Below are 24,173 nucleotides of genomic sequence, written 5' to 3'. Positions count from 1 at the left end.
TGGAGCGCTCCGAGAATCTCCGCTGACCCCTCGCGGGCTGCGGTCCATCGTGCCACACTGGATGAGCGCACTCGCCGTGGAGTCGTACCCACATCACCCACATCCACAGCGAGCGCGCCCCGCAGACCTCCCGGTCATCGTCGTTCCCCCGAACGGCACCGTCGCGCGCTCGCCCGTGCCCCGGAGGAGGTCAGCAGCGTGTCCACCAACACCACCACCTCGGCCGTGTCGACGAACACGCGGCCGATCACCGTCACCACCCAGTCCATCGTCGGCATCGCCGTCCTCGGGTTGGCGACGTTCTTCGCCATCACCACCGAGCTCATGCCCGTCGGGCTGCTCGGCACGATGAGCGCCGACCTCGGTGTGTCCGAGGCCACCATGGGCATCGTCGTCACCGTGTACGCGGGCGCCGTGGCACTCCTGGCGCTCCCGCTCACCGCCTTCACCGCCAAGCTCCCCCGCAAGGCCGTGCTCGTGTCGACGCTCGTCGGCTACACGGTGTCGAACCTCATGATCGCGTTCGCACCGTCGTTCGCCGTCGTCTGCGCCGGCCGGGTCGTCGGCGGCATCGCGCACGCGCTGTTCTTCTCGGTCGCCTCGGCGTACGCCACCCGGATCGTGCCGCCGCGCCTGGCCGGTCGCGCCATCGCGTTCGTGTACTCGGGCAGCTCGCTCGGCTTCGTGCTCGGCGTGCCCGTCGCCACCTGGGTCGCGCAGCACATCGGCTGGCGTCCCGCCGTGTTCTCGATCGGTGTCGCCGCCGCCGTGCTCGCCGCCGTGGCGCTGCTGTTCCTGCCCGCCGTCAGTGGTGCCTCGTCGCCGCACATCGGGTCCCCGAAGGCCTGGGCACGCACCGGGCTGCTGTCCGTCGTGATCGCCGACCTGCTCCTGTTCGCCGGGCACTACGTCGTCTACACCTACGTCGGGCCCTACGCGATCGACGCGGGACTCGACGCCTCGATGGTGAGCGGTGCGCTGCTCGTCCTGGGCGGCACCGGGGTGATCGGCCTCTGGCTCGCGGGCATGTTCGTCGACCGGGCGCCCCGCCAGACCCTCATCGCCGCCGTCGCCGTGATGGCCGTCGCGTTCGCCGCGATGCCGTTCGTGCACGGCTCCCTGGTCGGCACGATGGTCGTCGCCGGCGTGTGGATGGCCGCGAACGGCACGACGGGCACGCTCTTCATGGCTGCCGCGATCCGTTCCGGAGGCGTCTCCCCCGACATCGCCGGCGCGCTCATCAACGGTGCGTCGAACATCGGCATCGCGGGCGGTGCAGCCATCGGTGGGCAGGCGCTCGGGATCGTCGGGTTGCAGTACCTGCCGTTCGCCGGTGGTGCCGTGCTGCTGGGGTCGCTCGGGGTCGTCGTGCTGGCGCGTCGGGGCTTCCCGGTGCACACGGTCGGGCAGGAGCACCTGTCGACGTCGTCGATCGAGGCGATCACGTCCTCGCTCGCGGTGGTCACCACGTCGGTGCCCGTCGTCGGTCGGGCGATCCAGACCCTGACGGGCTCGGTCGCGACGGTCACGGGCTCGCACCGCACGCAGTAGCGCGGCGCGCGGGCGGCGCGGCGTCGGGTGGCGTCGTCGTCGTCGTCCTCGTCGGCCTCGCGCTGCGCCGAGGTTCCGAAATCTCGGCATCTCGGCGGTCCTGGCGGCGATCCGTGGAACCTCGGCGGTGCAGCGGCGGCATGCCGTGGAACCTCGGCGTCGAGGCCCGGGCGTGGCGTCGTCGCGGCGGCGCGTGGCGGCGTGTGGCGAGGGGCCGCGGCGACATGCCATGCGCGCGGCGTCGAGGTTCCACGAACTGCCGTTCGCGTTGCGCTGAGGTTCCACGAACTGCCGTTCGGGACGCCGAGATGGGCAGATTTCGGAACCTCGGGGGTGGGGCGGCGGCGTGTCGCGGGCGACGGCGGGGCCTCGGGTCGTGCACCAACGACGAAGGGCGGGCCGGCATCGCGCCGGGCCCGCCCCTCGTCGTGACCGATCAGTCCTGCAGGTGGCTCCGGCGACGGTTGCGCACCGCGCGGTAGGTCAGCAGCGCCGCACCGAGCAGCACGAGCACCCCGGCCGCGATGAGCCCGGGCTTCAGGTCCGCACCGGTGTAGGCCAGCGGCCCGCCGTCACCGACGTCACCCGAACCAGCGGCCGGCGCGTTGCCCGATCCTCCGGCAGCCGGCACGGTCGGCACCGCGGTCGGCGAGTTGCTCGGCGTCGGTGCACTGGGCGACGGCGACGGAACCGGGGTCACCGCGGCCTCGACCACGAAGGCGAGCGGGGTCGCAGCGCCGTCCTCGGGCGTGACGACGGTCACCGGGGTGGCGCCGTCGACGTCGACCGTGATCGTGTACTCGGTCGTCGGCTGCAGGTCGACCAGGTCGAACGCGCCGTCGGAGTCGGTGGCCACGGTCACCGGCGGGCCGGCTTCCGGGTCGGTCGGCGTCGCGACGACGTCCACGCCGGCGACCGGGTCGCCGTTCGTGTCGACCACGGTGCCGGGCTGGTCGGTCGTGATGACCTCGGGCGCGGCGGCGGACGTGAACGGCAGGTCCGACGTGACGCTGGTGCCCGCGACCGCGGCGATGCCGGTGTTCGCGGTGTCACCGGTGGCACCCGCAGCGGGGACCACCGTGCGGGCCGTGTAGGTACCGGCGGACGTGGCGAACGTGTAGCGGCCGTCGGCGTCGGTGGTGTCCGATCCGACGACGGCGCCGCTCTCGTCGAGGAGCTCGACGACCACGCCGGCGGGCACGGGCGTCCCGTCGAGGGAGACGACGCCGGTGATCGTCGCGATCACGGCGGGCGGGGCGACGATCGGCTCCGGCTCGACCGGTGCTGCATCGGCGTCACCGGTGGTGATCGACACGGGCGGCTCGTCGGCGACGGAGACGTCCAGCTCGGTGCCGGCGGGCAGGTCGGAACCGGTGTAGACGCCGTCGCTGTTCGTCGTGGTGTCGACCAGCGTGTCGCCGGTGTCCGGGTCGGTGATGACGACCGGGACGTTCGAGACCGGGTTGCCGTCGTCGTCGGTCACCGTCCCGATGACGGACGTCGTGTCGTCCGGCGACGTGAACGCGAAGTCGGCGGTCTTGTCGACGCCACCTGGTGTGCCGGCGACGGCGAGCGAGACACCCGTCACCGTGGCGTCACCGTCAGCACCAGCGGGCGGGGTGATCTCGACGCGGTAGTTCGCGATCACCGGCAACTGCGGGAACACGTAGTTGCCGTCGGCGTCGGTGGTCGTCGTGTAGACGGTGCCGCGGGGTGCGGTCACGGTGACGGTGGCTCCCGGGATCGGCGTGCCGTCGAGGGTCGCGGTGCCGCTGATCGCCGCGGTGCGGTTGGCGAACCAGGTCTGGTACACCGGGAACCCGCTGCGCTGCTGGTACGTGATGGTCAGGCTCGTCAGCGACGCGGTCGGCGTGAACCAGGCCGAGGCGCCCGCGGTGTCCGACGCGGCGGCGTTGCCGGTCAGCGTACGCGTGGCGGCGTCCCAGGTCGGCTGGTCCTTGCCGGTGGTGCCGTCGGGGTCGGGGGTGCACGACCAGCCGCCGGCCGTCGGAGCAGCCGAGCACGAGTTGTAGGAGCCCTGGTACCCGAGCTGCTCGGCGGTCGCGGCACCACCGCCGGCCACCGTGGCGGAGATCGTCGCCTGGTCGGCGTCGATGTCCCCGAGGACGAACGACCAGCTCTGCGCGCCGGGCGTCGCGCCGTCGAACGTGTAGGTGGTGGTCGAGGCCGAGTCCCCGTTGGGACGATCAGCCTGGGGCCGCTGGTTCATGTACGTCTGCGCACGACTCGTGCCGTAGACCCCACCGACCGGCGTCCCCGCGGACTGCCACGTCGACGCCCCGCTGATCACGGTCGACTGCCGCGAGTTCGAGGTGAACGTCGTGGCGGGGAACCCGGGCAACGTCATCGTGCCCGTGTACGCCTTCGACGCCCCGCTCAGGGTGAACGTGCCCCAGTTGCCCGCGGGCTCCGCCGAGGCGCTCGTCGCGCCGCCGATCGCGAGTCCTGCTCCGAGCGCGAGGGCGGTGAACCCTGCTGTGACCGTGCGCCAGCGCCGCATGTGTACTCCCCTGGTGGTCGCGCCGGCCCACCCGACACCCGGTCAGGTTATCCACGCCCCCGTGACCCTGTCCGCACCGTCACCACATCGTGACTCACCCGCAACGGGCGATGCGCTCACCGGGCCGCATCCGGCCCATCGAGCAGTGCATCCACCGCGGCGACCTGGCCCGCGACGAGCAGCTCCCGCGCCTCGGCGACCGGCACCCACCGGGCGTCGTCGACCTCCGGCACGTCGACGAACCGTCCTGAACCGCGTGGCAGCTCGAGCCGGACGGTGTTGCTCCGCACGACGACGACCTCGAACGCCGGGGCCGGGGCGGCGAACACCCGGACGCGCTTGCCCGAGGCCTGCCGGAACTCGCCCAGGTCCGTGACGTCGTCGGCGGCCACGGGTGCGGGGACCCCGATCTCCTCACCGAACTCACGCAGGGCCGTCTCGAGCGGGTCCTCGCCGGGTTCGACGAGTCCCTTCGGGACCGACCAGGCACGTGGCCGGCTCCGCCAGAACGGCCCGCCCATGTGCGCGACGAAGACCTCCGGCCCGGCCGGACCGGTCCGGTGCAGCAACAGTCCGGCGCTCACCACCACGCCTGCGAGACTACGCGGCGTCGGACGGGAGGCCCGGCTCACGTCCGCCGCTCGCGGTCACCACCGCGCACGGCCGGTTCCACCGCTGCGCACGGTCGGTTCCACCGCCCCCGACCGGAGTACCGTGTGGCGCACGGAGCGCCAGGTGACGCCCCCGAAGCCTGCGACGGAGGAGGCCGATCGGGATGGACGAGCGATGGACGACGGTGACGTTGGCCGCCGATGCGGCGATGCCCCACGACGAGGCCCTGCGGTGGATCGTGGCCCGCGCCGACGCCGGTGTCGAGCGGCTGCGGATCATCGGCGCCGACCACGCGCTGGAGGGCCGGACGCCGGTCGCCGACCAGCTCGCCGAGGCCGCGCGGACCGCTCTGCCCGGTGTGGCGGTCGAGGTGCACCGGCACGCGGGCCCGTTCGCCGCAGCCCTGGTCGAGGAGTCGGACGGCGGCGACCTGCTCGTGATCGGGAGCTTCCGCCACCGGCGCGGATCGACGGCCGGCGGTGACCCGGCGCGGGTCGCCGAGCGTGCTGCCGTCCCGACCGTGGTCGTGCCGGAGGGTCCGCACCCGATCGACGGTGACGTGGTGCTCGCGGTGGAGGACCCGATCGACGAACGTGCGGTGTCGATCGCCGTCGACGAGGCCGTCCGGCGGAACCGACGGCTGACGCTGCTGCGCGCGTGGGAGATGCCCGTGCTCACCCGGACCGGGCTGACCGACTTCGCCGAGGACCCGCTCCGGTGGCGTACGAGCAACGCCGAACTGCTGCAGCGGGTGACGTCCGTGCTGGCCGCACGGTACCCGTCACTCCGCCTCCGTCCGCTGCTGGTCGAGGGCCACCCGGGTCACGCGATCGCCTCGCACACCCGCCGGGCGTCGCTGGTGGTGCTCGGTCGCGGGCACGTGCGCGCGCTCTCGGGCTCGTTGCTCCACGACGTCGTGCGCGAGACCGCCGCCCCGGTCTGCGTGGTCCCGCCGGCGGCGCACCCGGACAGCCGAGCGGCCACGGCGACCGAGACCGCCGGTGGGATCAGCCGGCGAGGGCGCGGATCGCGGCGGCCATCCGCGCGGTCAGGTACGTGACGCCGCGCTCGTTCGGGTGCAGGGCGCCGGCCTTCAGGTCGATCTTCCGCAGGTCGCCGGAACCAGTGAGGGTCACACCGGCCACGTAGCGCTTCGACGCGGCGCACGGCGAGTGGTCCTGCGTGCTCGCGAAGACGTCGACGAACCGCACCCCGGCGGCGGCGGCAGCGGACCGGGAGACCTCGTTGAGCTCGTCCTGGACACCGTGCAGGTACTCGACGTCGGTGTCCGTGAAGGGGTAGGTGTCCGACGGGAACGAGCCCGCCAGGGTGCCGAGGTCGAGTGCCGACCGGAAGCAGCCCTTCGCGGGGGTGTCCTCGGCGTCCGGGAAGATCGCCGGGTACCCGAGGAACACGACGACGGCGTTCGGGGCGGCCCGCTGCACCGCGCCGAGTGTGTCGGCGATGCCGAGTGCCACGCGCGACTGGATCTTCACGGCGAGCTGGTCGACGCCGTCCTGCACGAGGGTGCTCTCGCACGACGGGGCGTCGCGGCCAGAGAACACCGGGCCGTTCGCGGAGATCGCCAGGCACGAGGCCGCCGTGCCGAACAGGTCGGCGTCGTTGCCGCCGATCGTCAGGGTCACCAGTCGGGTGCGGTCGGACAACGACTCGATCTGCGGCGGGACGCCCTTGAACTGGTGGCCCGTGGTGACGTCGTCGCTCGTCGCGCCGGCGCACGTGACGTCGGTCAGGGTGAGCCCGAACTGCGCCGCGAGCCGGTGCGGGTAGTCGCGCGCCGACTGCACGCAGGCGTTCGTGGGCAGCCCGGTGCGGTCCCTCAGGCCGTACCCGGCCGAGTAGGAGTCGCCGAGCGCCACGTACTCACTGCCCGGCGGGATCGCGTCGAGCGTCTCGGTGGGGTCGGCGGTCACGGGGTACGGCTCGGGCACCGGCCACATCGGCGCCGCGGAGGCCGGCGGCGCGCCGACGGACCCGCCGAGGCCCGCCGCCACGAGACAGACGGCGCCGACCACCGCCAGGGCAGTGCGCAGTGGTCGGCGGGCGATCCGGAGCAGTCCCGGCCTCAGCGGCGTCCGAGACGACGCTCGCCGCCGCTGCCCGTGCGGTACTCGAGGCCGTAGTGCTGGAACAGCTCGGGCTCGGTCGCGGCGTCGAGTTCACCGTCGGTCGCGATGGAGGGCGCGTCCTTCACGAGCTTCTTCGGGAAGGTCACGCGCAGGTGCTTCGGTGCGACGGTCGCCCCGACGAGGGGGACGAACACGAGCTTCTGGAAGCCGACCATCCCGGTCGTGAGCGCACCGAACGCCGGCTCGGACGTGGCGGTGTCGTAGTAGATGCTCTCGAGCGTCCCGACCTTGTCCTCGGCCTCGTCGACGACCGGCAGGCCGATCCAGTCACGGATGTTGGCGGCTTCGAACACGAAGGACTCCTTCCGAGTGCCCGGTGGGTCCGGGTGGCTCTCGGTCGACGCTACCGGTCGGTCGCCTGTGCGGTCACCCCGAGCACGTCGAGCCGGTCCACCGCGGCGAGCACGTCGGCCGCGCCGACCGCCAGGATCGCCGGGTCGGGGTCCTCGGCGAAGACGTCGCCGCGCCGGACCGAGGCATCGGTGAGGACGATGTGCGGACCCGATGCGGGCGGTCCCCAGGCCTCCGGCGGCGCCGGTCCGAAGAGCACCACCGACGGCACGCCGTAGGCGGTCGCGAGGTGCGCCGCACCGGTGTCGACGGTGACGACGAGCCGCGCCGCGGCGATGACGCCCGCGAACTCCTGCAGCTCCAGGGAGCCGGCCAGGACCGCCCCCGGCGCCAGGCCGGCTGCGTCCGCGACGGCACGTGCACGGGCGACGTCGTCCGCGCCTCCCGTCAGGACCACGTCGGCACCGCGCTCCCGCAGTCCGCGCACCACGTCGGCGAAGCGGTCCGTGGGCCAGTGCCGCGCCCCGTGGAAGGCACCGACGTGGACGACCGCGGCGTCGGCGACCACGGGCGGTGCCGCCGGGCGGTCGACGGCCACGTCGTCGGCGTCGGCGGGGACGCCGTGCCAGGTGAGCAGGTCTGCCCAGCGGTCGCGTTCGTGCACGTCCGTCGGCCACTCGGGACCGTCGTGTCCGTGGGTCGGGTCGGCGTGCCCGATGACCCGACGGGGCTGCAGGGCGGCGATCAGGTCGGACGACTCGGGGCCGGCGCCGTGCAGGTTCACCGCGACGTCGACCGTGCCGGCGGGAAAGATGATCGGGTGGTCGAGGCCGTGCTGCGCCAGGTGGACGTCCACGGCGGGGACGAGCTCGACGACGGGCGCCAGCCACGCCGTCGTCGCGAGGGTGATGCGGTGGTCGGGGAAGGCCCGTCGCAGGGCGCGGAGCGCGGGGACGGCGACCAGGAGGTCGCCGAGCTTGATGGCGCGCAGGACGACGAGTTCCGGGCGTCCGTCGGCGGCGGGCAGGGTCTCGAGTGCGGTCACGGGCGCGACGGTAGGCGGTGCCCGCTGGTGGCGTCGGCAGCGGGCGCGTTCCCCGGCTGTCCTGAGCCGGCACGCGGCCGCCGACCGGTACTCCGGTGCCATGCCCCTCGCACCGGACCGCGCGATCCGCGGCCTGCTCTTCGACCGCGACGACACCCTCGTCGTGGACGTCCCGTACAACGCCGACCCGCGCCTGGTGGTGCCCGTCCCCGGTGCCCGTCGTGCCGTGGAGCGGGCTCGTGCAGCCGGGCTGCTGCTCGGCGTGGTCACGAACCAGTCCGTGATCGCGAAGGGCCTCGCGACGCGCGAGCAGGTCGACGCGACGAACGCCCGCGTGGACGCGCTCGTCGGGCCGTTCGACGTCTGGTGCGTCTGCCCGCACGACGCCGGCGACGACTGCGCGTGCCGGAAGCCGCGGCCGGGCATGGTCCTCGACGCCGCCGAGCGACTCGGGGTCCCGCCGGAGGCGCTCGTGCTGGTCGGCGACATCGGCGCCGACGTGCAGGCGGCGCGGGCCGCAGGGGCGCAGGGCGTGCTCGTGCCGACCCCGCGCACGCGGCCCGAGGAGGTCGACGACGCCGAGACCGTCGCGGCGACCCTCGCCGAGGCCGTCGCCCTGGTGATCGCCGCGGCCGGACCGTCGACCGTCGAGACGGACCGCACGTGAGCCGTCCCCGCGTCCTGGTGGCGCGCCTCGACTCGTTCGGCGACGTCCTGGTCGCCGGCCCCGCCGTCCGCGCCGTCGCCGCCGGGGCCTCGCACGTCACGATGCTGTGCGGGCCGCAGGGCGCCCCGGCCGCCGAGCTGCTGCCCGGCGTGGACCGCGTCCGGGTGTGGGCAGCGCCCTGGGTCACCGAGACGGCGCGGCCGATCGACGACGCCGTGCTCGCCGAGTTCCGCGCGCTCGTCGCCGAGGAGCGACCCGACGAAGCGGTCGTCCTCACCTCGTTCCACCAGTCGCCGCTGCCCCTGGCGCTGCTCCTGCGCCTCGCCGGTGTCCCCCGCGTCTCCGGGGCCTCGGTCGACCACCCGGGGGCGCTCCTCGACGTCCGCCTGCGACCCGGCGAGGACCTGCCCGAGGACATCCCAGAACCCGAGCGTGCGCTGCGGATCGCCGACGCGGCCGGGTTCCGGCTGCCGCCGGAGGACGACGGGAGGCTCGTGGTGCGTCACGACGCCGTCGCACCCCGGTCCGTGGCCGGGCTGGGACGGTACGTGGTCGTGCACCCCGGCGCCAGCGTCCCCGCCCGGTCGTGGCCGGCATCGCACCACCGGGAGCTCGTCGCCGCGTACGCCGAGCGTGGCGTGCCCGTCGTCGTCACCGGCTCGCCCGGGGAACGCGACCTGACCGCGGCCGTCGCCGGTGCCACCGGCATCGACCTCGGCGGTCGGACCACGCCCGCCGAGCTCGCTGCGGTCCTGGCCGGTGCGGAGGTCGTCGTCGTCGGCAACACCGGGCCGGCGCACCTCGCCGCGGCGGTCGGCGCACCGATCGTCAGCCTCTTCTCACCCGTCGTCCCCGCCGTCCGGTGGGCACCGTACGCACCGCTGGTCGAACTGCTCGGGGACCAGGCCGCGCCGTGCCGGCTCAGCCGGGCCCGGGAGTGCCCCGTCGCGGGGCACCCGTGCCTGTCCACGGTGCGCATCGAGGACGTGCTCGCGGCCCACGAACGGCTGCTCGACCGCGCTTCGCGGATGGAACCGAGAAGTCTGCGGAGCGCGCCAGAAGGTGCTGCGTAGCGTCCGCCACTGCTCCCCCTTCTGCTCGTGCCCGACCGACCGAAAGGCTCCGCATGCGCATCCTCGTCTGGCACGTGCACGGCGGCTGGATGGACGCGTTCGTCCGCGGCCCGCACGAGTACCTGATCCCCACCACGCCGGCGCGCGACGCCTGGGGCCTTGGTCGTGGCGGGCGCGCCTGGCCGGCGTCGGCGATCGAGATCGACCCCGCCGACGTCGCCGACGCCGAGGTCGAGGTGGTCGTCCTGCAACGCACCGAGGAACTCGACGCGGCGAAGCGCCTGCTCGCCGGACGCGACGTGCCGATCGTCTTCGTCGAGCACAACGCGCCCCGCGTCGACGTGCCGAACAGCCTGCACCCGTTCCGCGACCGCGACGACCTGACCATCGCGCACGTCACGCACTGGAACGCGCTCATGTGGGACTGCGGCACCACGCGCACCACGGTCGTCGAACACGGCGTCGTCGACCCCGGCCCGCGCTACACCGGCTCGCTCGACCGCCTCGGCGTCGTCATCAACGAGCCCGTCCGTCGGGACCGCGTCGTCGGCACCGACCTGCTCCCCCGCTTCGCGGCCGTGGCACCCGTCGACGTCTGGGGCATGGGCACCGAACGGCTGCCCGAGCTCGGCTTCGGGGACGCCGTGGTCGCCCGCGGTGACGTGCCCTCGGACCCGATGCACACGGCCCTCGCCGAACGCCGCGCGTACGTCCACCCGAACCGGTGGACCTCGCTCGGCCTGTCGCTCCTCGAGGCGATGCACCTGGCGATGCCGGTGCTGGTGCTCGCGACGACGGACGCGGCCCGCACGGTGCCGGGCGAGGCCGGCGCGATCGCGACGGACGTCGAGGAGCTGGTGCGGGCCTCCCGGATCCTCGTCGAGGACCCCGACGAGGCGCGCCGACGGGGTGCCGTGGCGCGGGAGGCCGTGCTCGCACGGCATGCGCTCGGCCGCTTCACCGCCGACTGGGACGACCTGCTCGACGACGCCGTGACCCGCGGCGCCCGGCGCGACCGGGCGGCGTCGGCCCCGACTTCGGCCACGACTTCGGCCGCGACTTCGGCCACGACTTCGGCCACGTTCGAGGGGAGCCTTCGATGAAGATCGCGATGGTGTCGGAGCACGCGAGCCCGCTCGCCGTGCTCGGCGGCGTCGACGCCGGTGGACAGAACGTCCACGTGGCCGAACTGTCCGGGGCGCTCGCGGACCGCGGGCACCAGGTGACCGTCTACACCCGGCGTGACGACGCATCCGCGCCGGTCCGGGTGCCGCTGCGACCCGGGGTCGACGTCGTGCACGTCGACGCCGGTCCGGCGCGGCACGTGCCGAAGGACGAGCTGTTCCCCTTCATGGGGACGTTCGCGTCGGTGCTCGCCGCGGAGTGGTTCGTGGACCGGCCCGACGTCGTGCACGCCCACTTCTGGATGTCCGGGCACGCGGCACTCGACGCCGTCGCGCAGGTGCAGGCCCGGACCGGCGGCACCCGCATCGCCGTCGCGCAGACCTTCCACGCGCTCGGCGTCGTGAAGCGTCGGCACCAGGGCTCGGCCGACACGAGTCCCGCCGAGCGCGAGTGGCTCGAACCGGCCGTCGGACGGAGCGCCGACCAGGTCGTCGCGACGTGCTCCGACGAGGCCTTCGAGCTCAAGGCCCTCGGCGTCCCCCTGCAGCGCATCTCCGTCGTGCCGTGCGGCGTCGACGTGGCGCTGTTCCGCCCCGACGGACCCGTCGAGGAGCGCGGCCGTCCGCAGCGGGTGCTCACCGTGTCGCGGCTGGTCCGGCGCAAGGGCGTCGGCACGACCATCGCCGCACTCGCCGCCCTGGTCGCCGAGGGGCGCGACGTCGAACTCGTGGTCGTCGGCGGTGCCGGTGTCGCCGGGGCCGACCTGGTGGACGACCCCGAGTACCAGCGGCTCGACGCCCTCGCCCGGTCGCTCGGGGTCCGTGACCACGTGACCTTCCGCGGACAGCTGGCGCAGCACGAGATGCCCGCCGTGTACCGGAGCGCCGACGTCGTGGTCTGCGCACCCTGGTACGAGCCGTTCGGCATCGTCCCGCTCGAGGCGATGGCCTGCGGTCGACCCGTCGTCGCGTCGAGTGTCGGTGGGCTCATCGACACCGTCGTCGAGGACGGCACGGGCCTGCACGTCCCGCCGCGCGACGAGGCCGAGGTCGCCGCTGCCGTCGGCGCCCTGCTCGACGACCCGGACCGCCGCGGATCCCTCGGCCGGGCCGGCCGTGCACGCGCGGAGTCGCGGTACACGTGGCAGAAGGTGGCCGCGGACAGCGAGCGCGTGTACGAGCGGCTGCTGGCCGGTGCCGTCGCCGTGGCCGCGCCGACCACCACGGCGGGCACACCGCAGCGCGCCGCCACGGCGGGCGCACCGCAGCGCGCCGCCACCCACGCCGGACGGGTCCCGCGTGCCGCACAGCAGACCGAGAGGACCGCCCGATGACCATCGACCAGCAGCCCGGCATCGACGAGCACACCACCGCGAGTGCGCGCATCGTGCTCGACCACGTCGCCGCCTCGGTCCCCGTGATCGCCTCGCTCGTCGACCACCACGACCACATCGCCGCCTGGGCCGACGACATCGCGGCCCGACTCGTCGCAGGTCGGCGCCTGCTCGCTGCGGGCAACGGCGGGTCGGCCGCCGAGGCGCAGCACCTGACCTCGGAGCTGACCGGACGCTTCGACGGCGACCGCCCCGCCTACTCCGCGATCTCGCTGCACGCGGAGACCTCGGCCGTCACGGCGATCGGCAACGACTACGGCTTCGACGAGGTCTTCGCCCGACAGGTGTCGGCGCACGCACGGGCGGGTGACGTCGTCGTGCTGCTGTCGACGAGCGGCAGGAGCCCGAACCTGCTCCGCGCCGCGGAGGCCGCCCGTGCCGTCGGCGCCCGGACGATCGCCATGACCGGGCCCCGGCCGAACCCCCTGGCCGAGGCCGTGGACGACGCGATCTGCATCGCTGGGCAGTCCGCCAACGTGCAGGAGGCGCAGCTCGTGCTCGTGCACGCCCTGTGCCGGGCGATGGAGCCCGCGCTGCGCCGCGGGGTCCGGCGATGACGCCGCAGCGGCCGGCAGCGCCGCAGCCGCCGGCAGCGCAGCGACCGGCAGCGCAGCACCGCGCGGCGGGTCGTCGCCTGCGGATCGTCGTCGTCGGCGACACGTTGCTCGACGTCGACGTGGCCGGCACCAGCGATCGGCTCAGCCCGGACGCACCCGTGCCCGTCGTCGACGTCACGACCGACGACCGCCGCGCCGGGGGTGCCGGACTCGTCGCCACGATGCTGGTGCGTGACGGACACGACGTCACCCTGGTCACCGTCCTGGGCGACGACAGCCGCGCGCAGGAACTCCGCGACCTGCTCCCCGACGTCACCGTGGTCGCCGGGCCCTCCGGTGCCCCGACGCCGGTGAAGACCCGCGTGCGCGTCGTCGACCACGCGCTCATCCGCATCGACGAGGGCTGTGCGACCCCGCCCGTGCCCGAGGCCACCGACGCCATGACGGCTGCCCTCGACGACGCCGACGCGATCGTCGTCGCCGACTACGGCCGCGGGGTCGCTGCGGCTCCGGCGCTGCGGGAGGCTCTCGCGCGCGTCGCCGAGCACACCCCCGTGGTCTGGGACCCGCACCCGAAGGGCGCCGCACCCGTTCCCGGCATCACCGTGGCCACCCCGAACGCCGCCGAGGCCCGCCGGTTCACCGACGTCGAGGGCCACGGCGTGCCCGTCGCGACCGTGCCCTTCGCGACCGTGGCCGCGGCGGCCCTCGTCGAGCAGTGGGGCGTCGGCGCCGTCGCGGTGACGCTCGGCGATCGCGGAGCACTCCTCGCCGACGACCGTTCGGACAGCCGCTTCGTGCCGGCACCCTCCGTCACCGCCGGCGACCCGTGCGGCGCCGGCGACCGGTTGGCGGCCGGTGTCGCCGTCGCACTGGCCGGTGGAGCGGACGTCCCCGACGCCGTCGCCGCCGGCGTGGTCGCGGCCTCCGAGTACCTGGCCGCCGGCGGAGTCACCGCGCTCTTCGCCGACGACGGCCCCGCGCCGCTGCGGGTACCGGGAGCCGACCGCGACGCGCTGCGCACCGTGCACGAGGTCCGGAGCGCCGGCGGCACCGTCGTCGCGACCGGCGGCTGCTTCGACCTGCTGCACGCCGGGCACGCGCGCACCCTCTCGGCAGCGCGGGCACTCGGCGACTGCCTGGTCGTGTGCCTCAACTCGGACACCTCGGTCCGGGCGCTCAAGGGTCCGGACCGACCGATCATGACCCAGGACGACCGCGTCGAACTCCTGCTCGCCCTGGACTGCGTCGACGCCGTCGTGGTGTTCGACGAGCACACCCCCGACGAGGCCCTCCGCCGCTTCCGCCCGGACGTCTGGGCGAAGGGCGGCGACTACACCGCGAGTGAGCTGCCCGAGGCCGCAACCCTCGCCGAGTGGGGCGGACGAGTCGTCACCGTCCCGTTCCACCCCGGCCGCTCGACGACCCGCCTGGCTGCAGCCCTCGAACACGTCGGCTGAACCCGACGGACCCACGCCCCTACGGAAGGAAGTCCATGCCCGTCCCCACCACCCCCATCGGCCGCGTCCTCGTCACCGGCGGCGCCTCCGGACTCGGCGCGGCGGTCGTCGCCGCGGTCGTCGAGGCCGGCGGCACCCCGATCGTCCTCGACCTGCGCGTCGACGCGGTGTCCGAGGGCATCGACGCCGTGGCCGTCGACGTGTCGGACACCGACGCGGTCGAGCAGGCGGTCCGCCAGGCGGCCGACCGTCACGACGGACTCGACGCGGTCGTGACCGCCGCGGGGATCGACACCCCGGCACCGATCGACGCGATCTCGTCCGGCAACTGGGAGAAGATCGTCGCGGTCAACCTCATCGGCACCGCCTCGGTCGTCCGCGCCGCACTGCCCGCCCTCGAGGCAGCGCACGGACGTGTGGTCACGATCTCGTCGTCGCTCGCCCTGCGCGGCGTCGGCGACGGCACCGCGTACTCGGCGTCGAAGTTCGGCGTCCGCGGTTTCTCGCAGGCCCTGGCCGCCGAGACCGCCGGCCGCATCGGTGTCACCAACGTGATCCCGGCCGGCATGCGCACGAACTTCTTCGCCGACCGCACCGAGCAGTACAAACCGGGTCCGGACGCGCAGCTCATCGAGCCCGAGTACGTCGCGAACGCGATCCTCTTCGCGTTGTCGCAGCCGGCCGGCTGCGAGATCCGGGAGCTGTCGATCATGCCCGCGACGGAGCCGAGCTGGCCGTAGGCGCTCGCTGCGCGCCGCGCCGCTGCCAGGCGCGTTGGTCGTCGCCACGGTGCGGCCGGGAGGCGCGGTGCCGGTCGTGCGCCGGGCTTCCCGTCCGTCGGTCTTGTCACGTTGCCTGCGCGGTGCGGCGTGCGCCAACTGGTGCGGGGTTGACGGCGTGGTGCGCGCCTGTGGCGCCGCACTCAGCGGTCAACGGCGCACGGGGTGGGGACGTGCGCACGGTGCGGACGGGAGGCGCGGTGCCGGTCATGCGCCGGGCCTCCCGTCCGTCGGTCTTGTCACGTTGCCTGCGCGGTGCGGCTTGCGTCGTCTGGTGCGGGGTTGACGACGTGGTGCGCGCTTGCAGCGCCGCACGCAGCGGTCAACCGCGCACAGGGTGGGGACCTGCGCACGGTGCGGCTTGCGTTGCCTGGTGCGGGGTTGACGGCGTGGTGCGCGCTTGCAGCGCAGCACGCAGCGGTCAACCGCGCACGGGGTGGGGACGTGCGCACGGTGCGGTCAGACGGTGCCGCGGTCAGACGGTGCGGAGCAGGTCGGCGACGTCGTCGAGGACCAGTTGCGGGTCGATCTCGTCGACGTAGGACGGGTCGTGCGCGCAGCGCTCGGCCGTCCACCCCACCTGCGTGACGTCGATCCCGCAGACCGGGCAGCGCGTGACGAAGGACAGGTGCACGCGGTGGCGCCCGCGGTCGAACGGTCCGGCATTGACGACGTTGCCGAACCAGAACACGCCGACGGTGGGCGTCCCGACGGCGACCGCCAGGTGCCGCGGGCCGGAGTCGTCGCCGACCATGACATCGGCGGCGGCGAGCACGGCGGGGAGCTCGCGGAGCGGCACGGCGGCGGTCAGGTCGTGCACGCGTCCGGCGAGGTCGGCGGGCAGCGCCTCGACGATGGCGGTCGACGCCGGCACGTCGGACGCGTCGCCGACGAGCACCACGTCGTCCCCGGCGGCGAGCCGGACACGGGCGACCTCGGCGAAGCGCGAGGGGCTCCAGCGCCGGCGCGGGTCGGTCGCTCCGGGGTGGATCGCCAGGAGCCGGGTGCCGTCCCCGGCGACGCCGAGCCGCTCGCGGACCGCTGCCCGCTCGTCGTCGGACACGCGCACCCGCGGGTCGAGCGTGACGGGGGCGGCCCCCGCGAGCGACACGACCTCGAGGGCACGCAGGACCTCGTGCTGGTAGTAGACGTAGCGCACCCAGCGCTCGAGGACCTCGGCGTCCTCGGTCGCGGTGCCGACGGTGTGCCGGGCGCCGAGGCGGAGCAGGAACGGGTTCGAGTTGCGACCCCCACCGTGCAGCTGCACCGTGAGGTCGAACCGGCCGGACAGCCGCGCGAAGAAGTCCTCGGCATCAGGAGCGTCGTCGCCGGTATCGCGGACACCCTGTGCGAGCGGGAGTTCCTCGAAGGCGTGCACGGCGTCGGTCCGGCCGCCCAGGACCGCTGCCGCGGCGGGCGTGCCGAGGAGCGTGGTGCGCGCGTCCGGGTAGGCAGCGGCGAGGGCCTCGAGGGCCGGCACGGCGAACATCAGGTCGCCGAGGCCCCCGCCGCGGAGCACCGCGATCTCGGTCACGCCGTCGAACCGTTCTCCGCCCACACCGATCTGCTGCACGCCTCTCGTCTACCGGTCGGATCCCGGTGGGACGTCCAGCACCGGGCGGCGGACAGCCACCGATGGACACGAAGCGCGGAGTCGAGTCGGCACACAGCGGTGTCCGAGCACCGTCTGACCCCCGCCCGCCCTCCGGAAGGACACCATGACGATCGCACCTGCTGCTGCCGACGCCGCCAGGGACCTGGTGGTGACCGACCCCGTCGACGGGACGGTCGCGTCGACCGTGCCCCGTGCCTCCGAAGCCGACGTCCGCGATGCGGTCGCCCGCGCCCGGGCAGCTGCGGGCCCCTGGGCGCGCACCGCCCCGGCCGAGCGCGGGGCGCTTCTCCACGCGGCGGCCGAGCACGTGCGCGCACACGCCCAGGAACTCGCCGACCTGAACACCCGCGAGACCGGCAAGGTGCCGGGTGACGCACTCGGTGGGGTCGAGGCCGGCGTCGGGACGCTCGTGCAGTACGCCGAGCTCGGACCGGTGCACCGCGGCGAGGCGCTGCGCGGGCAGTTCGGGGCCGCCGACTGGGCCGTCCCGCAACCCCGCGGCGTCGTGCTCGCCCTGACGCCGTGGAACGACCCGGTCGCCGTGGCCTGCGGCATCCTCGGTGCCGCGATCGTCACCGGCAACACCGTGGTGCACAAGGGCAGCGAGCGGTCCCCCGCCACCATCGCGCGCCTGAACGCCCTGCTCGCTGAGGTCCTGCCCGACGGCGTGCTCGTCGGCGTGGACGGGGACCGGTCCACCGGCGAGTTGTTGCTCGCCCAGGAGGGCATCGACGCGTACGCGCACGTCGGGTCCACCGCGACCGGTGACCGGCTGTCCGAGGTCGCCGTCGCGACCCGAGCCCACGTGGTCCGTGAGAACGGCGGGAACGACGCGGTCGTCGTCGATGCCGACGTCGACCCGGCGTGGGCGGCCGCCCAGGTGGCGCTCGGCGCGTTCGCCAACACCGGGCAGATCTGCACCAGCGTCGAGCGCGTCTACGTGCACCGTGACGTCGCCGAGCCCTTCGTCGCCGCCCTCGTGGCCGAGGCGGAGCGCCGCACCGCCGCACCCGCGACGACCTACGGTCCGCTGGTCGACGACCGGCTGCGCAGCACCGTGCAGGCGCACGTCGACGACGCCCTGCAGCGCGGTGCCTCGGCGCGGACCGGTGGGGTCACCCCGGACGGCGTCGGATCCTTCTACCCGGCGACCGTGCTCACCGGGTGCACCGACGACATGCTCGTGATGACCGAGGAGACGTTCGGGCCGATCGCGCCGGTCCGCGTCGTGGCCGACTTCGACGAGGGGCTCCGGCTCGCCGCCGCCGACCGCTACGGCCTGGCCGCCACCGTCCTGACGAACGACACCGGCCACGCCCTGCGCGCCGCCGCGGAGCTGCCGGTCGGCACCGTCAAGGTCAACGCGGTGTTCGGTGGTGCGCCGGGCGGCAGTGCCCAGCCACGAGGAGCCTCGGGAGCGGGTTTCGGGTACGGCCCGCACCTGCTCGACGAGATGACCACCACCACGGTCGTGCACCTCGAGCCTGCCCCCGCACGCACCGTCGGCGGCACACGATGAGCGTCGACGTCCGGCTCGTCCGCGACCTGGTCGCCACGATCGACGACCGCGAACCGCTCGTCGTCGTGATCGGCGACTGCATCCTCGACCGGTGGACCGTGGGCGAGGCCGAGCGGGTCTCACGCGAGGCACCGGCACCGGTCGTCCGGGTCACCGGGACCATCGCGGTGCCCGGCGGGGCGGCGAACACCGCGGTGAACGCCCGCGCGCTCGGCGCCCGCGTCCGGATCGTCGGACTCATCGGCGACGACGAGGCCGGTGACGTCCTGCGCGAACGGCTCGAGACCGCGGGCGTCGACACCGCGTTCCTGGTCGAGATCGCCGGTGCGCGCACCACCACGAAGTCCCGCGTGGTCGGTGGCGACCGGGTCGTGGTGCGGGTCGACGACCTGGCCGGCACACCGACCGCCGACCACAACGAACGGCTGGCACGTGCCGTCGCCCGAGCCGTCCGCTGCGCCGACGCCGCGGTCGTCTGCGACTACGGACTCGGCGTCCGTGCCGAGGACGTCGTCCCGGTGCTCGACCGCGACCGCCCTGGGTCGATCGTCGTCGACGCGCACGACCTGCCCCGCTGGGCGTCGTTGCGACCCGACCTCGTCACGCCGAACGCCGGCGAGGCCGCAGCACTGCTCGGACGCGACCTCGGGACCGGCGCCGACCGGGTGGCCGCCGTCCTGGGCGCACGCGCCGACGTCCTCGCCCGGACCGGTGCCCGCGCGGCCGTCGTCACGCTCGACCGCGACGGCACCGTGCTGCTCGAGCGCAGCACGGACGAGGGTTTCCGCACCCGTGCGGTGCCGGCCTCGGAGCAGCAGGCGTCCGGAGCCGGGGACACGTTCTGCGCCGCCGCGACGGTGGCGCTCGCGGTCGACGCGTCCGTCCGCGACGCCGTGTCCGTTGCGCAGGCCGCCGCCGACGTCGTCGTCCGCGAGGCCGGTACGTCGGTGTGCAGCGCCGCCGCCCTGCTCGACTCGGTGTCGGCACCGGCAGCCACCGTCGTCGACCACGACGAACTCGCGGCCGCCGTCGAACAGGCCCGTCAGGCCGGTCGGCGCGTGGTGTTCACGAACGGCTGCTTCGACGTCGTGCACCGTGGGCACACGACGTACCTGCGCCAGGCCCGGGACCTCGGTGACCTGCTCGTCGTGGCGCTGAACGACGACGACTCGGTGCGACGGCTGAAGGGCCCGGAACGCCCGATCAACCCTGCCGAGGACCGCGCCGGGGTGATCGCCGCCCTGGCCTGCGTCGACCTGGTGACGGTGTTCGCGACCGACACCCCGATCCCGCTCATCGAACGGCTGCGCCCCGAGGTCTACGTCAAGGGCGGTGACTACTCACCCGAGATGCTCCGCGAGACGGCGGTCGTGCGCGGGTACGGCGGTGAGGTGGTCATGGTCGACTACGTCCCCGAGCACTCCACGACGGCCGTTGTCCGGCGCATCCGCGAAGCCGCGGCCGCATCGGCCGGGTCGGCGAAGCCACCCGCGGCGTCGGCCGGGTCCGCGGTGCCAGCCGCCGCGACCACCGCGACCGCAGCCGCGACCGACCCCGAGGGGACCACGCACGGAAAGGTCATACCGCAGTAGGGGGTCGTCGAGACCCCGGCGGGATGGCAGCGCTCCCGGCGCTCCGTAGCGTCGAACCCGTCGACGAGGTCCGTCGGCGGAGGGAGCGTCGCCGTGTTCGACCAGATCACCCCGTTCGTCGTCGAGTTGGCCGCGAGTCCGCTCGTCTACGTCGTGCTCGTCGCCCTGTGCTTCGTCGACGGCTTCTTCCCACCGGTCCCGAGCGAGTCCGCGCTCGTAGCCGTCGCCGCCATCGCCGCGACGTCCGGCCAGCCCGTCCTGGCCGGGGTCCTGGTGGCCGCCGCGGTGGGGGCGATCGCGGGTGACTCGGTGGCGTACTGGATCGGCCGTCGGATCGGACTCGCCCGCCTGGCGCAGTCCCGACGGCCGCGGATCGCCGCGGCGTTCGCGTTCGCCGAACGGCAGATGCAGCGCCGGTCCGCGAGCCTGATCCTGGTCGGCCGCTACATCCCCGTCGGCCGGGTCGCGGTGAACATGACCGCCGGCGCGACCCGGCTGCCGTACCGTCGCTTCCTCGCCATCAGCGCGATCGCCGGGACGGCGTGGTCCGCGACCTCGGTCGGGATCGCCCTGGCCGCGTCGCAGGTGCTGCACGAGCCGCTCGTCGCCGCCCTGGTGTCGATGGTGGTCGCGGGCGGCCTCGGCATCGCGGTCGACCGGGTGATCGGTAGCATCAGCCGCAGGCGCGACACCCGTGCCGCCCGAGCGGCCGCCGCGATCGTCCCCACGACCGGCGTGCCCACGACCGACGTGTCCGCGACCGACGTGCCGACCGCGAGCACAGCACCCGTCACGCACGCCCCGTCCGCCACACCCCGCATCGTCCCCACCGGAGAGATCGTCCGACCGTGACCACCGCCCTGCTCCGCCCGCGACCGACCTGGCTGCCGCTGGCGACCCGGATCGCACTCGTGGTCGCGGTGGTGTCCCTGTTCAGCGTCGCCGCCCCGGTGACCTCGGTCTACTACGCCGTCGCCGTCCCGCTCTCCCTGCTCGTGTCGGCGGTGCTCGCGGTCAGCATCGGCATCGCCCCGTTCGTCCCCCGAACCGCAGCCGCCGCCCACCTCGTCGGTCTCGTCGCGCTCGGCCTGCTCACCGCCCCGGTCGAGACGAGCCCGTGGCCGATCCCGGTCACCGGCATCATCGGCCTGAGCGTCCTGCTCGTCGTGCTCGGGGTCCGCTCGACCTGGCGGCTGACCGCGATCGTGTGGGCCGTCGCCGCCGTGCTCCCCCTGCTGCTCGTCGCGGTGACGCCGGGCCGCTGGGACCAGCCCGCCGTGTGGGCGACGAGCTTCGTCGTGTCCGCCGGCGACACGCTCCTGGTCGCCGCGGCCGCCGTCGTCATCGGGCAGCGCCGCAGCATCCGCCAGGAGCTCGTCGCCGCCCGCCGCGACGCCGAGCTCGAGCAGGCCCGGCGCCGCACCGTCGAGGAGCGCTCCCGGATCGCCCGCGAGCTGCACGACGTCGTCGCGCACAGCATGTCCGTCGTGCACATGCAGGCGGAGTCGGCCCCGTACCGGGTGACCGACCTGCCGCAGGAGGCCCGCGCCGAGTTCGCCGCGATCGCCGAGACCTCGCGCACGGCGCTGCGCGAGATGCGCCAGCTGCTCGGCACCCTGCGCGGGGACACCGCCGCCGAGCGCGCGCCGCAGCCGGACCTCGCCGACGTGCCCGCGCTCGTGCAGGCCACGCGCGCTGCCGGCATGCCGGTGGAGCTCGACGTCGACGTCGCCGACGACGTCGACCGGCTCGCACAGCTCACCGTCTACCGGGTCGTGCAGGAGGCGCTCGGCAACGTCGCCCGGCACGCTCCCGGCGCGTCCACCGTCGTGACGGTCAGGAGGCACGGCTCGCGTCTCCGGGTCGAGGTTGCCAACACCGCTCCACCCGCTGGCACCGTGCCGACCGCACCACCCGACGACGGTGGCTTCGGCCTGGCCGGGATGCGCGAGCGGGTGACGGCGCTCGACGGCACGATCGACCACGGCCCCGTGGCGGACGGCGGCTTCACGGTCGTGGTGACCCTGCCCGTCCGCGTACCGGCGGCCGACGGGGGAAGCCGATGACGCGGGTGATGGTGGTGGATGACCAGCAGATGTTCCGCATGGGACTGCGGGCGATCCTCCAGGCCCAGGACGACGTCGAGGTCGTGGGCGAGGCCGCGAACGGTGCCGAGGCGGTGGTCGCGGCGATCCGGCTGCAGCCGGACGTGATCCTGATGGACGTCCGGATGCCGGAACTCGACGGGATCGAGGCGACCCGACGGATCACGGCGGCGCCGACGGACCGACCCGTCCGCGTGGTCATGCTGACGACGTTCGACATCGACGACTACGTGTTCGACGCCCTGCGGGCCGGGGCGAGCGGCTTCCTGCTCAAGGACGCGAGCGCCGACGAGCTCGTCGCGGCGGTGCGCACGGTGGCCGCGGGCGAGGCACTGCTCGCGCCGCGCGTGACCCGGCACTTGGTCGAGGCGTTCGTCGCCGGACCGGTCACCGCCGCTCCGCGCACCGAGGTGCTCGACGTCCTGACCGACCGGGAGCGCGACGTGTTCCTGCTCATGGCGCGCGGGCGGTCGAACGGCGAGATCGCGAGTGACCTGTTCATCGCGGAGCAGACCGTCAAGACCCACGTGGGGCGGGTGCTGGCGAAGTTGCAGTTGCGCGACCGGGTGCACGCCGTGGTGCTGGCGTACGAGGCCGGCCTGGTCCGCCCGTCCGCCTGACGCGCCGCCTCCGTCCGCCGGGCCCCCGTCCGCCGCGCCGCTCACGTCCCCCGAGGTTCCGAAATCTGCACATCTCGCGCGCCGAAACGTCGGTCCTTGGAACCTCGGCGTCGCGCCAGCGGCGTGTCGCGCGATCTCGTCGGTGTCGCAGGTCCGGCACGGGTACAGGTCGCGCGCGGGTACTTGCGCGCGCAACCAGCGACGTTGCCGATGTCGTACGACATCGAGTTCGTCGCAACTGCGCGCCCGCAACGGTTGCACACGCGGAGCGGCGACAGGGTCGTTGTCGAACGACATCGAGAGTGTCGCACGGGGTCGACGCGGGTCGCGGTGGGCAGACGCGACGACAGACGGACGGGAGGCCCGGTGCCAGCTGGCATCGGGCCTCCCGTCAGGGGTTGGTCGCGACTCAGGCGGCGAGGTGCGCCTGCAGGAACCAGCGGTCCTTCGTCAGGCCGCGCTCGATCTCGATGACGACGTCCTGGCTGTTGAGGTCGACCTCGTCGAGACCCTCGACGGCGCGACGGACCTGCAGCAGGGCCGCGTCGATCTGGGCGATGACCTCGGTGATGGTGACGTCGGAGTTCTGGAAGCCCTGCGACAGCGGCGGCAGCGTCGTGTTGGCGGCGACGGTCGCGATGCGCGAGTCGACCGGCAGGCCGAGGGCCACGATGCGCTCCGCGGCGGTGTCGGCGTAGGCCTGGGCGTGCTCGACGATGTCGTCGAGGAGCTCGTGCACACCGACGAAGTTGCGGCCGCGGACGTGCCAGTGCGCCTGCTTGCCGTTGACGACGAGTGCCTCGAGGTCGATCACGACGGGGGCGAGGAACTGTGCCACTCCGGCGGCGAGCTCCGGCGTCGTCGAGAACGGGGACGTGGTGGTCGTGGTGCTGGTGGTGGTCGTGGTCATGTCTGAACCTCCTGCGTCGTGGTTACACCGGATCGCTGGGCCTGTCCTGACCAGTTCGGTGCTGCCGATGGACACAACCATGCCCGCTTCTCTTGTATGCCGCAAGGAAGCGGAGGCTGCCCTTACCGGCGGCGAGCAGCCGCCAGCCGGCAGCGGTCAGCCGACGAGCGTGTCGAAGCCGGCGTCGCTCAGCTCGATCTGGACGGCGGAACGCGCCCGCTCGACCCAGGGGCTGTCGGTGCACCCGATCCAGACGCTCGTGCGCGGCTCGCAGTCGGCGACGCACCACTCGGCCGCCCAGCCGGTCAGGGCGTGCGCGAGGGCCTCGCCGTGGTCGGCGAAGACGAGTGGCGACACCGCCGAGGTGCGGGCGCTGCGGACCAGCCACGTCACGGTCACGCGGGGCGGCGCGGGCAGGATGCGGATCTGCTCGTCGAGGGCGACCTCGACGAAGACCTGTCCGTACGCGTTCTCCGGCAGGTCTTCGAGCTGACGGCGGATCTCCGGCAGGTCCTCGACGCCGCCGGCGATGAGGATGCGTTCGCTGGGCTGTCGCCGGGTCCGTGCCATGCTGCAACGGTAAGGCAA

At 74.1% G+C, this 24,173-nt stretch carries 22 protein-coding genes; 14 read left to right on the top strand and 8 right to left on the bottom strand.

The window, feature by feature from the left end:
• Nucleotides 1-198 precede the first annotated feature (198 nt).
• Complete coding sequence (locus EDF51_RS02460) at nucleotides 199-1,551, top strand: MFS transporter (RefSeq protein WP_131880076.1); 1,353 nt, start codon at nucleotides 199-201, stop codon at nucleotides 1,549-1,551.
• 436 nt (nucleotides 1,552-1,987) lie between these two features.
• On the opposite strand, the gene EDF51_RS02455 is transcribed toward EDF51_RS02460, so the two are convergent.
• Both EDF51_RS02455 and EDF51_RS02450 read right to left on the bottom strand, forming a co-directional pair.
• Nucleotides 1,988-4,072 (bottom strand): carboxypeptidase regulatory-like domain-containing protein, encoded by a 2,085-nt coding sequence (locus tag EDF51_RS02455; protein ID WP_134193783.1) that lies wholly within the window; start codon nucleotides 4,070-4,072, stop codon nucleotides 1,988-1,990.
• 116 nt (nucleotides 4,073-4,188) lie between these two features.
• Entirely contained in the window at nucleotides 4,189-4,656 is a 468-nt protein-coding gene (locus tag EDF51_RS02450; RefSeq protein WP_347876519.1) for an NUDIX domain-containing protein, read from the bottom strand.
• Nucleotides 4,657-4,847: 191 nt separating this feature from the next.
• Between EDF51_RS02450 and EDF51_RS02445 the strand changes: the two genes are divergently transcribed.
• On the top strand, nucleotides 4,848-5,744 hold the full coding sequence (locus EDF51_RS02445; protein ID WP_131880070.1) for a universal stress protein: 897 nt from the start codon (nucleotides 4,848-4,850) through the stop codon (nucleotides 5,742-5,744).
• On the opposite strand, the gene EDF51_RS02440 is transcribed toward EDF51_RS02445, so the two are convergent.
• The 3 genes from EDF51_RS02440 to EDF51_RS02430 all read right to left on the bottom strand — a co-directional run bounded on the left by EDF51_RS02440 (nucleotide 5,692) and on the right by EDF51_RS02430 (nucleotide 8,170).
• Nucleotides 5,692-6,618 carry an SGNH/GDSL hydrolase family protein gene (locus tag EDF51_RS02440; protein ID WP_165932376.1) on the bottom strand — a complete coding sequence of 309 codons (927 nt, stop codon included), beginning with the start codon at nucleotides 6,616-6,618 and terminating at the stop codon, nucleotides 5,692-5,694. The two genes, EDF51_RS02445 and EDF51_RS02440, sit on opposite strands and share 53 nt — an antisense overlap.
• Nucleotides 6,619-6,770: 152 nt before the next feature.
• Nucleotides 6,771-7,127: a PRC-barrel domain-containing protein gene (locus EDF51_RS02435; protein ID WP_111084060.1), complete on the bottom strand. Its 357-nt coding sequence runs from the start codon at nucleotides 7,125-7,127 to the stop codon at nucleotides 6,771-6,773.
• Between the two features lie 50 nt (nucleotides 7,128-7,177).
• The gene (locus tag EDF51_RS02430) at nucleotides 7,178-8,170 is read right to left on the bottom strand and encodes a glycosyltransferase family 9 protein (protein ID WP_133936623.1); all 993 of its coding nucleotides are present in this window, start codon (nucleotides 8,168-8,170) and stop codon (nucleotides 7,178-7,180) included.
• 100 nt (nucleotides 8,171-8,270) lie between these two features.
• Here EDF51_RS02430 and EDF51_RS02425 point away from each other — a divergent pair, with 100 nt between their 5' ends.
• From EDF51_RS02425 to EDF51_RS02395, 7 genes are all read left to right on the top strand, one after another.
• Nucleotides 8,271-8,837, top strand: coding sequence for an HAD family hydrolase (locus EDF51_RS02425; RefSeq protein ID WP_133936624.1), 567 nt, complete (start codon nucleotides 8,271-8,273; stop codon nucleotides 8,835-8,837).
• Nucleotides 8,834-9,910 (top strand): glycosyltransferase family 9 protein, encoded by a 1,077-nt coding sequence (locus EDF51_RS02420; RefSeq protein WP_243833987.1) that lies wholly within the window; start codon nucleotides 8,834-8,836, stop codon nucleotides 9,908-9,910. Before EDF51_RS02425 ends, EDF51_RS02420 begins: the two co-directional genes overlap by 4 nt.
• A gap of 53 nt (nucleotides 9,911-9,963) precedes the next feature.
• Complete coding sequence (locus EDF51_RS02415; protein ID WP_133936625.1) at nucleotides 9,964-11,013, top strand: glycosyltransferase; 1,050 nt, start codon at nucleotides 9,964-9,966, stop codon at nucleotides 11,011-11,013.
• Nucleotides 11,010-12,368, top strand: a complete 1,359-nt coding sequence (locus EDF51_RS02410; RefSeq protein ID WP_131880061.1) for a glycosyltransferase — start codon at nucleotides 11,010-11,012, stop codon at nucleotides 12,366-12,368. Before EDF51_RS02415 ends, EDF51_RS02410 begins: the two co-directional genes overlap by 4 nt.
• A complete protein-coding gene (locus tag EDF51_RS02405) occupies nucleotides 12,365-12,985 on the top strand; it encodes an SIS domain-containing protein (RefSeq protein ID WP_131880059.1) in 621 nt (206 codons plus the stop codon). Before EDF51_RS02410 ends, EDF51_RS02405 begins: the two co-directional genes overlap by 4 nt.
• A 77-nt stretch (nucleotides 12,986-13,062) precedes the next feature.
• Nucleotides 13,063-14,445, top strand: coding sequence for a PfkB family carbohydrate kinase (locus EDF51_RS02400; protein ID WP_134194017.1), 1,383 nt, complete (start codon nucleotides 13,063-13,065; stop codon nucleotides 14,443-14,445).
• Between the two features lie 35 nt (nucleotides 14,446-14,480).
• Complete coding sequence (locus tag EDF51_RS02395) at nucleotides 14,481-15,185, top strand: SDR family oxidoreductase (RefSeq protein ID WP_131880057.1); 705 nt, start codon at nucleotides 14,481-14,483, stop codon at nucleotides 15,183-15,185.
• Between the two features lie 514 nt (nucleotides 15,186-15,699).
• On the opposite strand, the gene EDF51_RS02390 is transcribed toward EDF51_RS02395, so the two are convergent.
• Nucleotides 15,700-16,797: a glycosyltransferase family 9 protein gene (locus EDF51_RS02390; RefSeq protein WP_134193781.1), complete on the bottom strand. Its 1,098-nt coding sequence runs from the start codon at nucleotides 16,795-16,797 to the stop codon at nucleotides 15,700-15,702.
• Nucleotides 16,798-16,942: 145 nt separating this feature from the next.
• Here EDF51_RS02390 and EDF51_RS02385 point away from each other — a divergent pair, with 145 nt between their 5' ends.
• From EDF51_RS02385 to EDF51_RS02365, 5 genes are all read left to right on the top strand, one after another.
• The gene (locus EDF51_RS02385; RefSeq protein ID WP_134193779.1) at nucleotides 16,943-18,358 is read left to right on the top strand and encodes an aldehyde dehydrogenase family protein; all 1,416 of its coding nucleotides are present in this window, start codon (nucleotides 16,943-16,945) and stop codon (nucleotides 18,356-18,358) included.
• The gene (gene rfaE2, locus EDF51_RS02380) at nucleotides 18,355-19,950 is read left to right on the top strand and encodes a D-glycero-beta-D-manno-heptose 1-phosphate adenylyltransferase (RefSeq protein WP_131880051.1); all 1,596 of its coding nucleotides are present in this window, start codon (nucleotides 18,355-18,357) and stop codon (nucleotides 19,948-19,950) included. The genes EDF51_RS02385 and rfaE2 overlap by 4 nt, the downstream gene beginning before the upstream one ends.
• Nucleotides 19,951-20,043: 93 nt before the next feature.
• Nucleotides 20,044-20,802: a VTT domain-containing protein gene (locus tag EDF51_RS02375; RefSeq protein WP_134193777.1), complete on the top strand. Its 759-nt coding sequence runs from the start codon at nucleotides 20,044-20,046 to the stop codon at nucleotides 20,800-20,802.
• Nucleotides 20,799-22,016: a histidine kinase gene (locus tag EDF51_RS02370; protein ID WP_123938046.1), complete on the top strand. Its 1,218-nt coding sequence runs from the start codon at nucleotides 20,799-20,801 to the stop codon at nucleotides 22,014-22,016. Before EDF51_RS02375 ends, EDF51_RS02370 begins: the two co-directional genes overlap by 4 nt.
• Nucleotides 22,013-22,675, top strand: a complete 663-nt coding sequence (locus EDF51_RS02365) for a response regulator transcription factor (protein WP_123938047.1) — start codon at nucleotides 22,013-22,015, stop codon at nucleotides 22,673-22,675. The genes EDF51_RS02370 and EDF51_RS02365 overlap by 4 nt, the downstream gene beginning before the upstream one ends.
• Nucleotides 22,676-23,084: 409 nt before the next feature.
• Here EDF51_RS02365 and EDF51_RS02360 read toward each other — a convergent pair whose 3' ends face one another.
• A complete protein-coding gene (locus EDF51_RS02360) occupies nucleotides 23,085-23,585 on the bottom strand; it encodes a DNA starvation/stationary phase protection protein (RefSeq protein ID WP_111084072.1) in 501 nt (166 codons plus the stop codon).
• A 156-nt stretch (nucleotides 23,586-23,741) separates the two neighbouring features.
• A complete protein-coding gene (locus tag EDF51_RS02355) occupies nucleotides 23,742-24,155 on the bottom strand; it encodes an SIP domain-containing protein (RefSeq protein WP_123292793.1) in 414 nt (137 codons plus the stop codon).
• Between the last annotated feature and the right edge of the window lie 18 nt (nucleotides 24,156-24,173).

The organism is Curtobacterium sp. PhB25 (genome assembly GCF_004365375.1).
Taxonomy (GTDB): domain Bacteria; phylum Actinomycetota; class Actinomycetes; order Actinomycetales; family Microbacteriaceae; genus Curtobacterium.
Note: the sequence above shows the minus strand (reverse complement) of the source record. Positions and strands in the feature narration are given on the sequence as shown.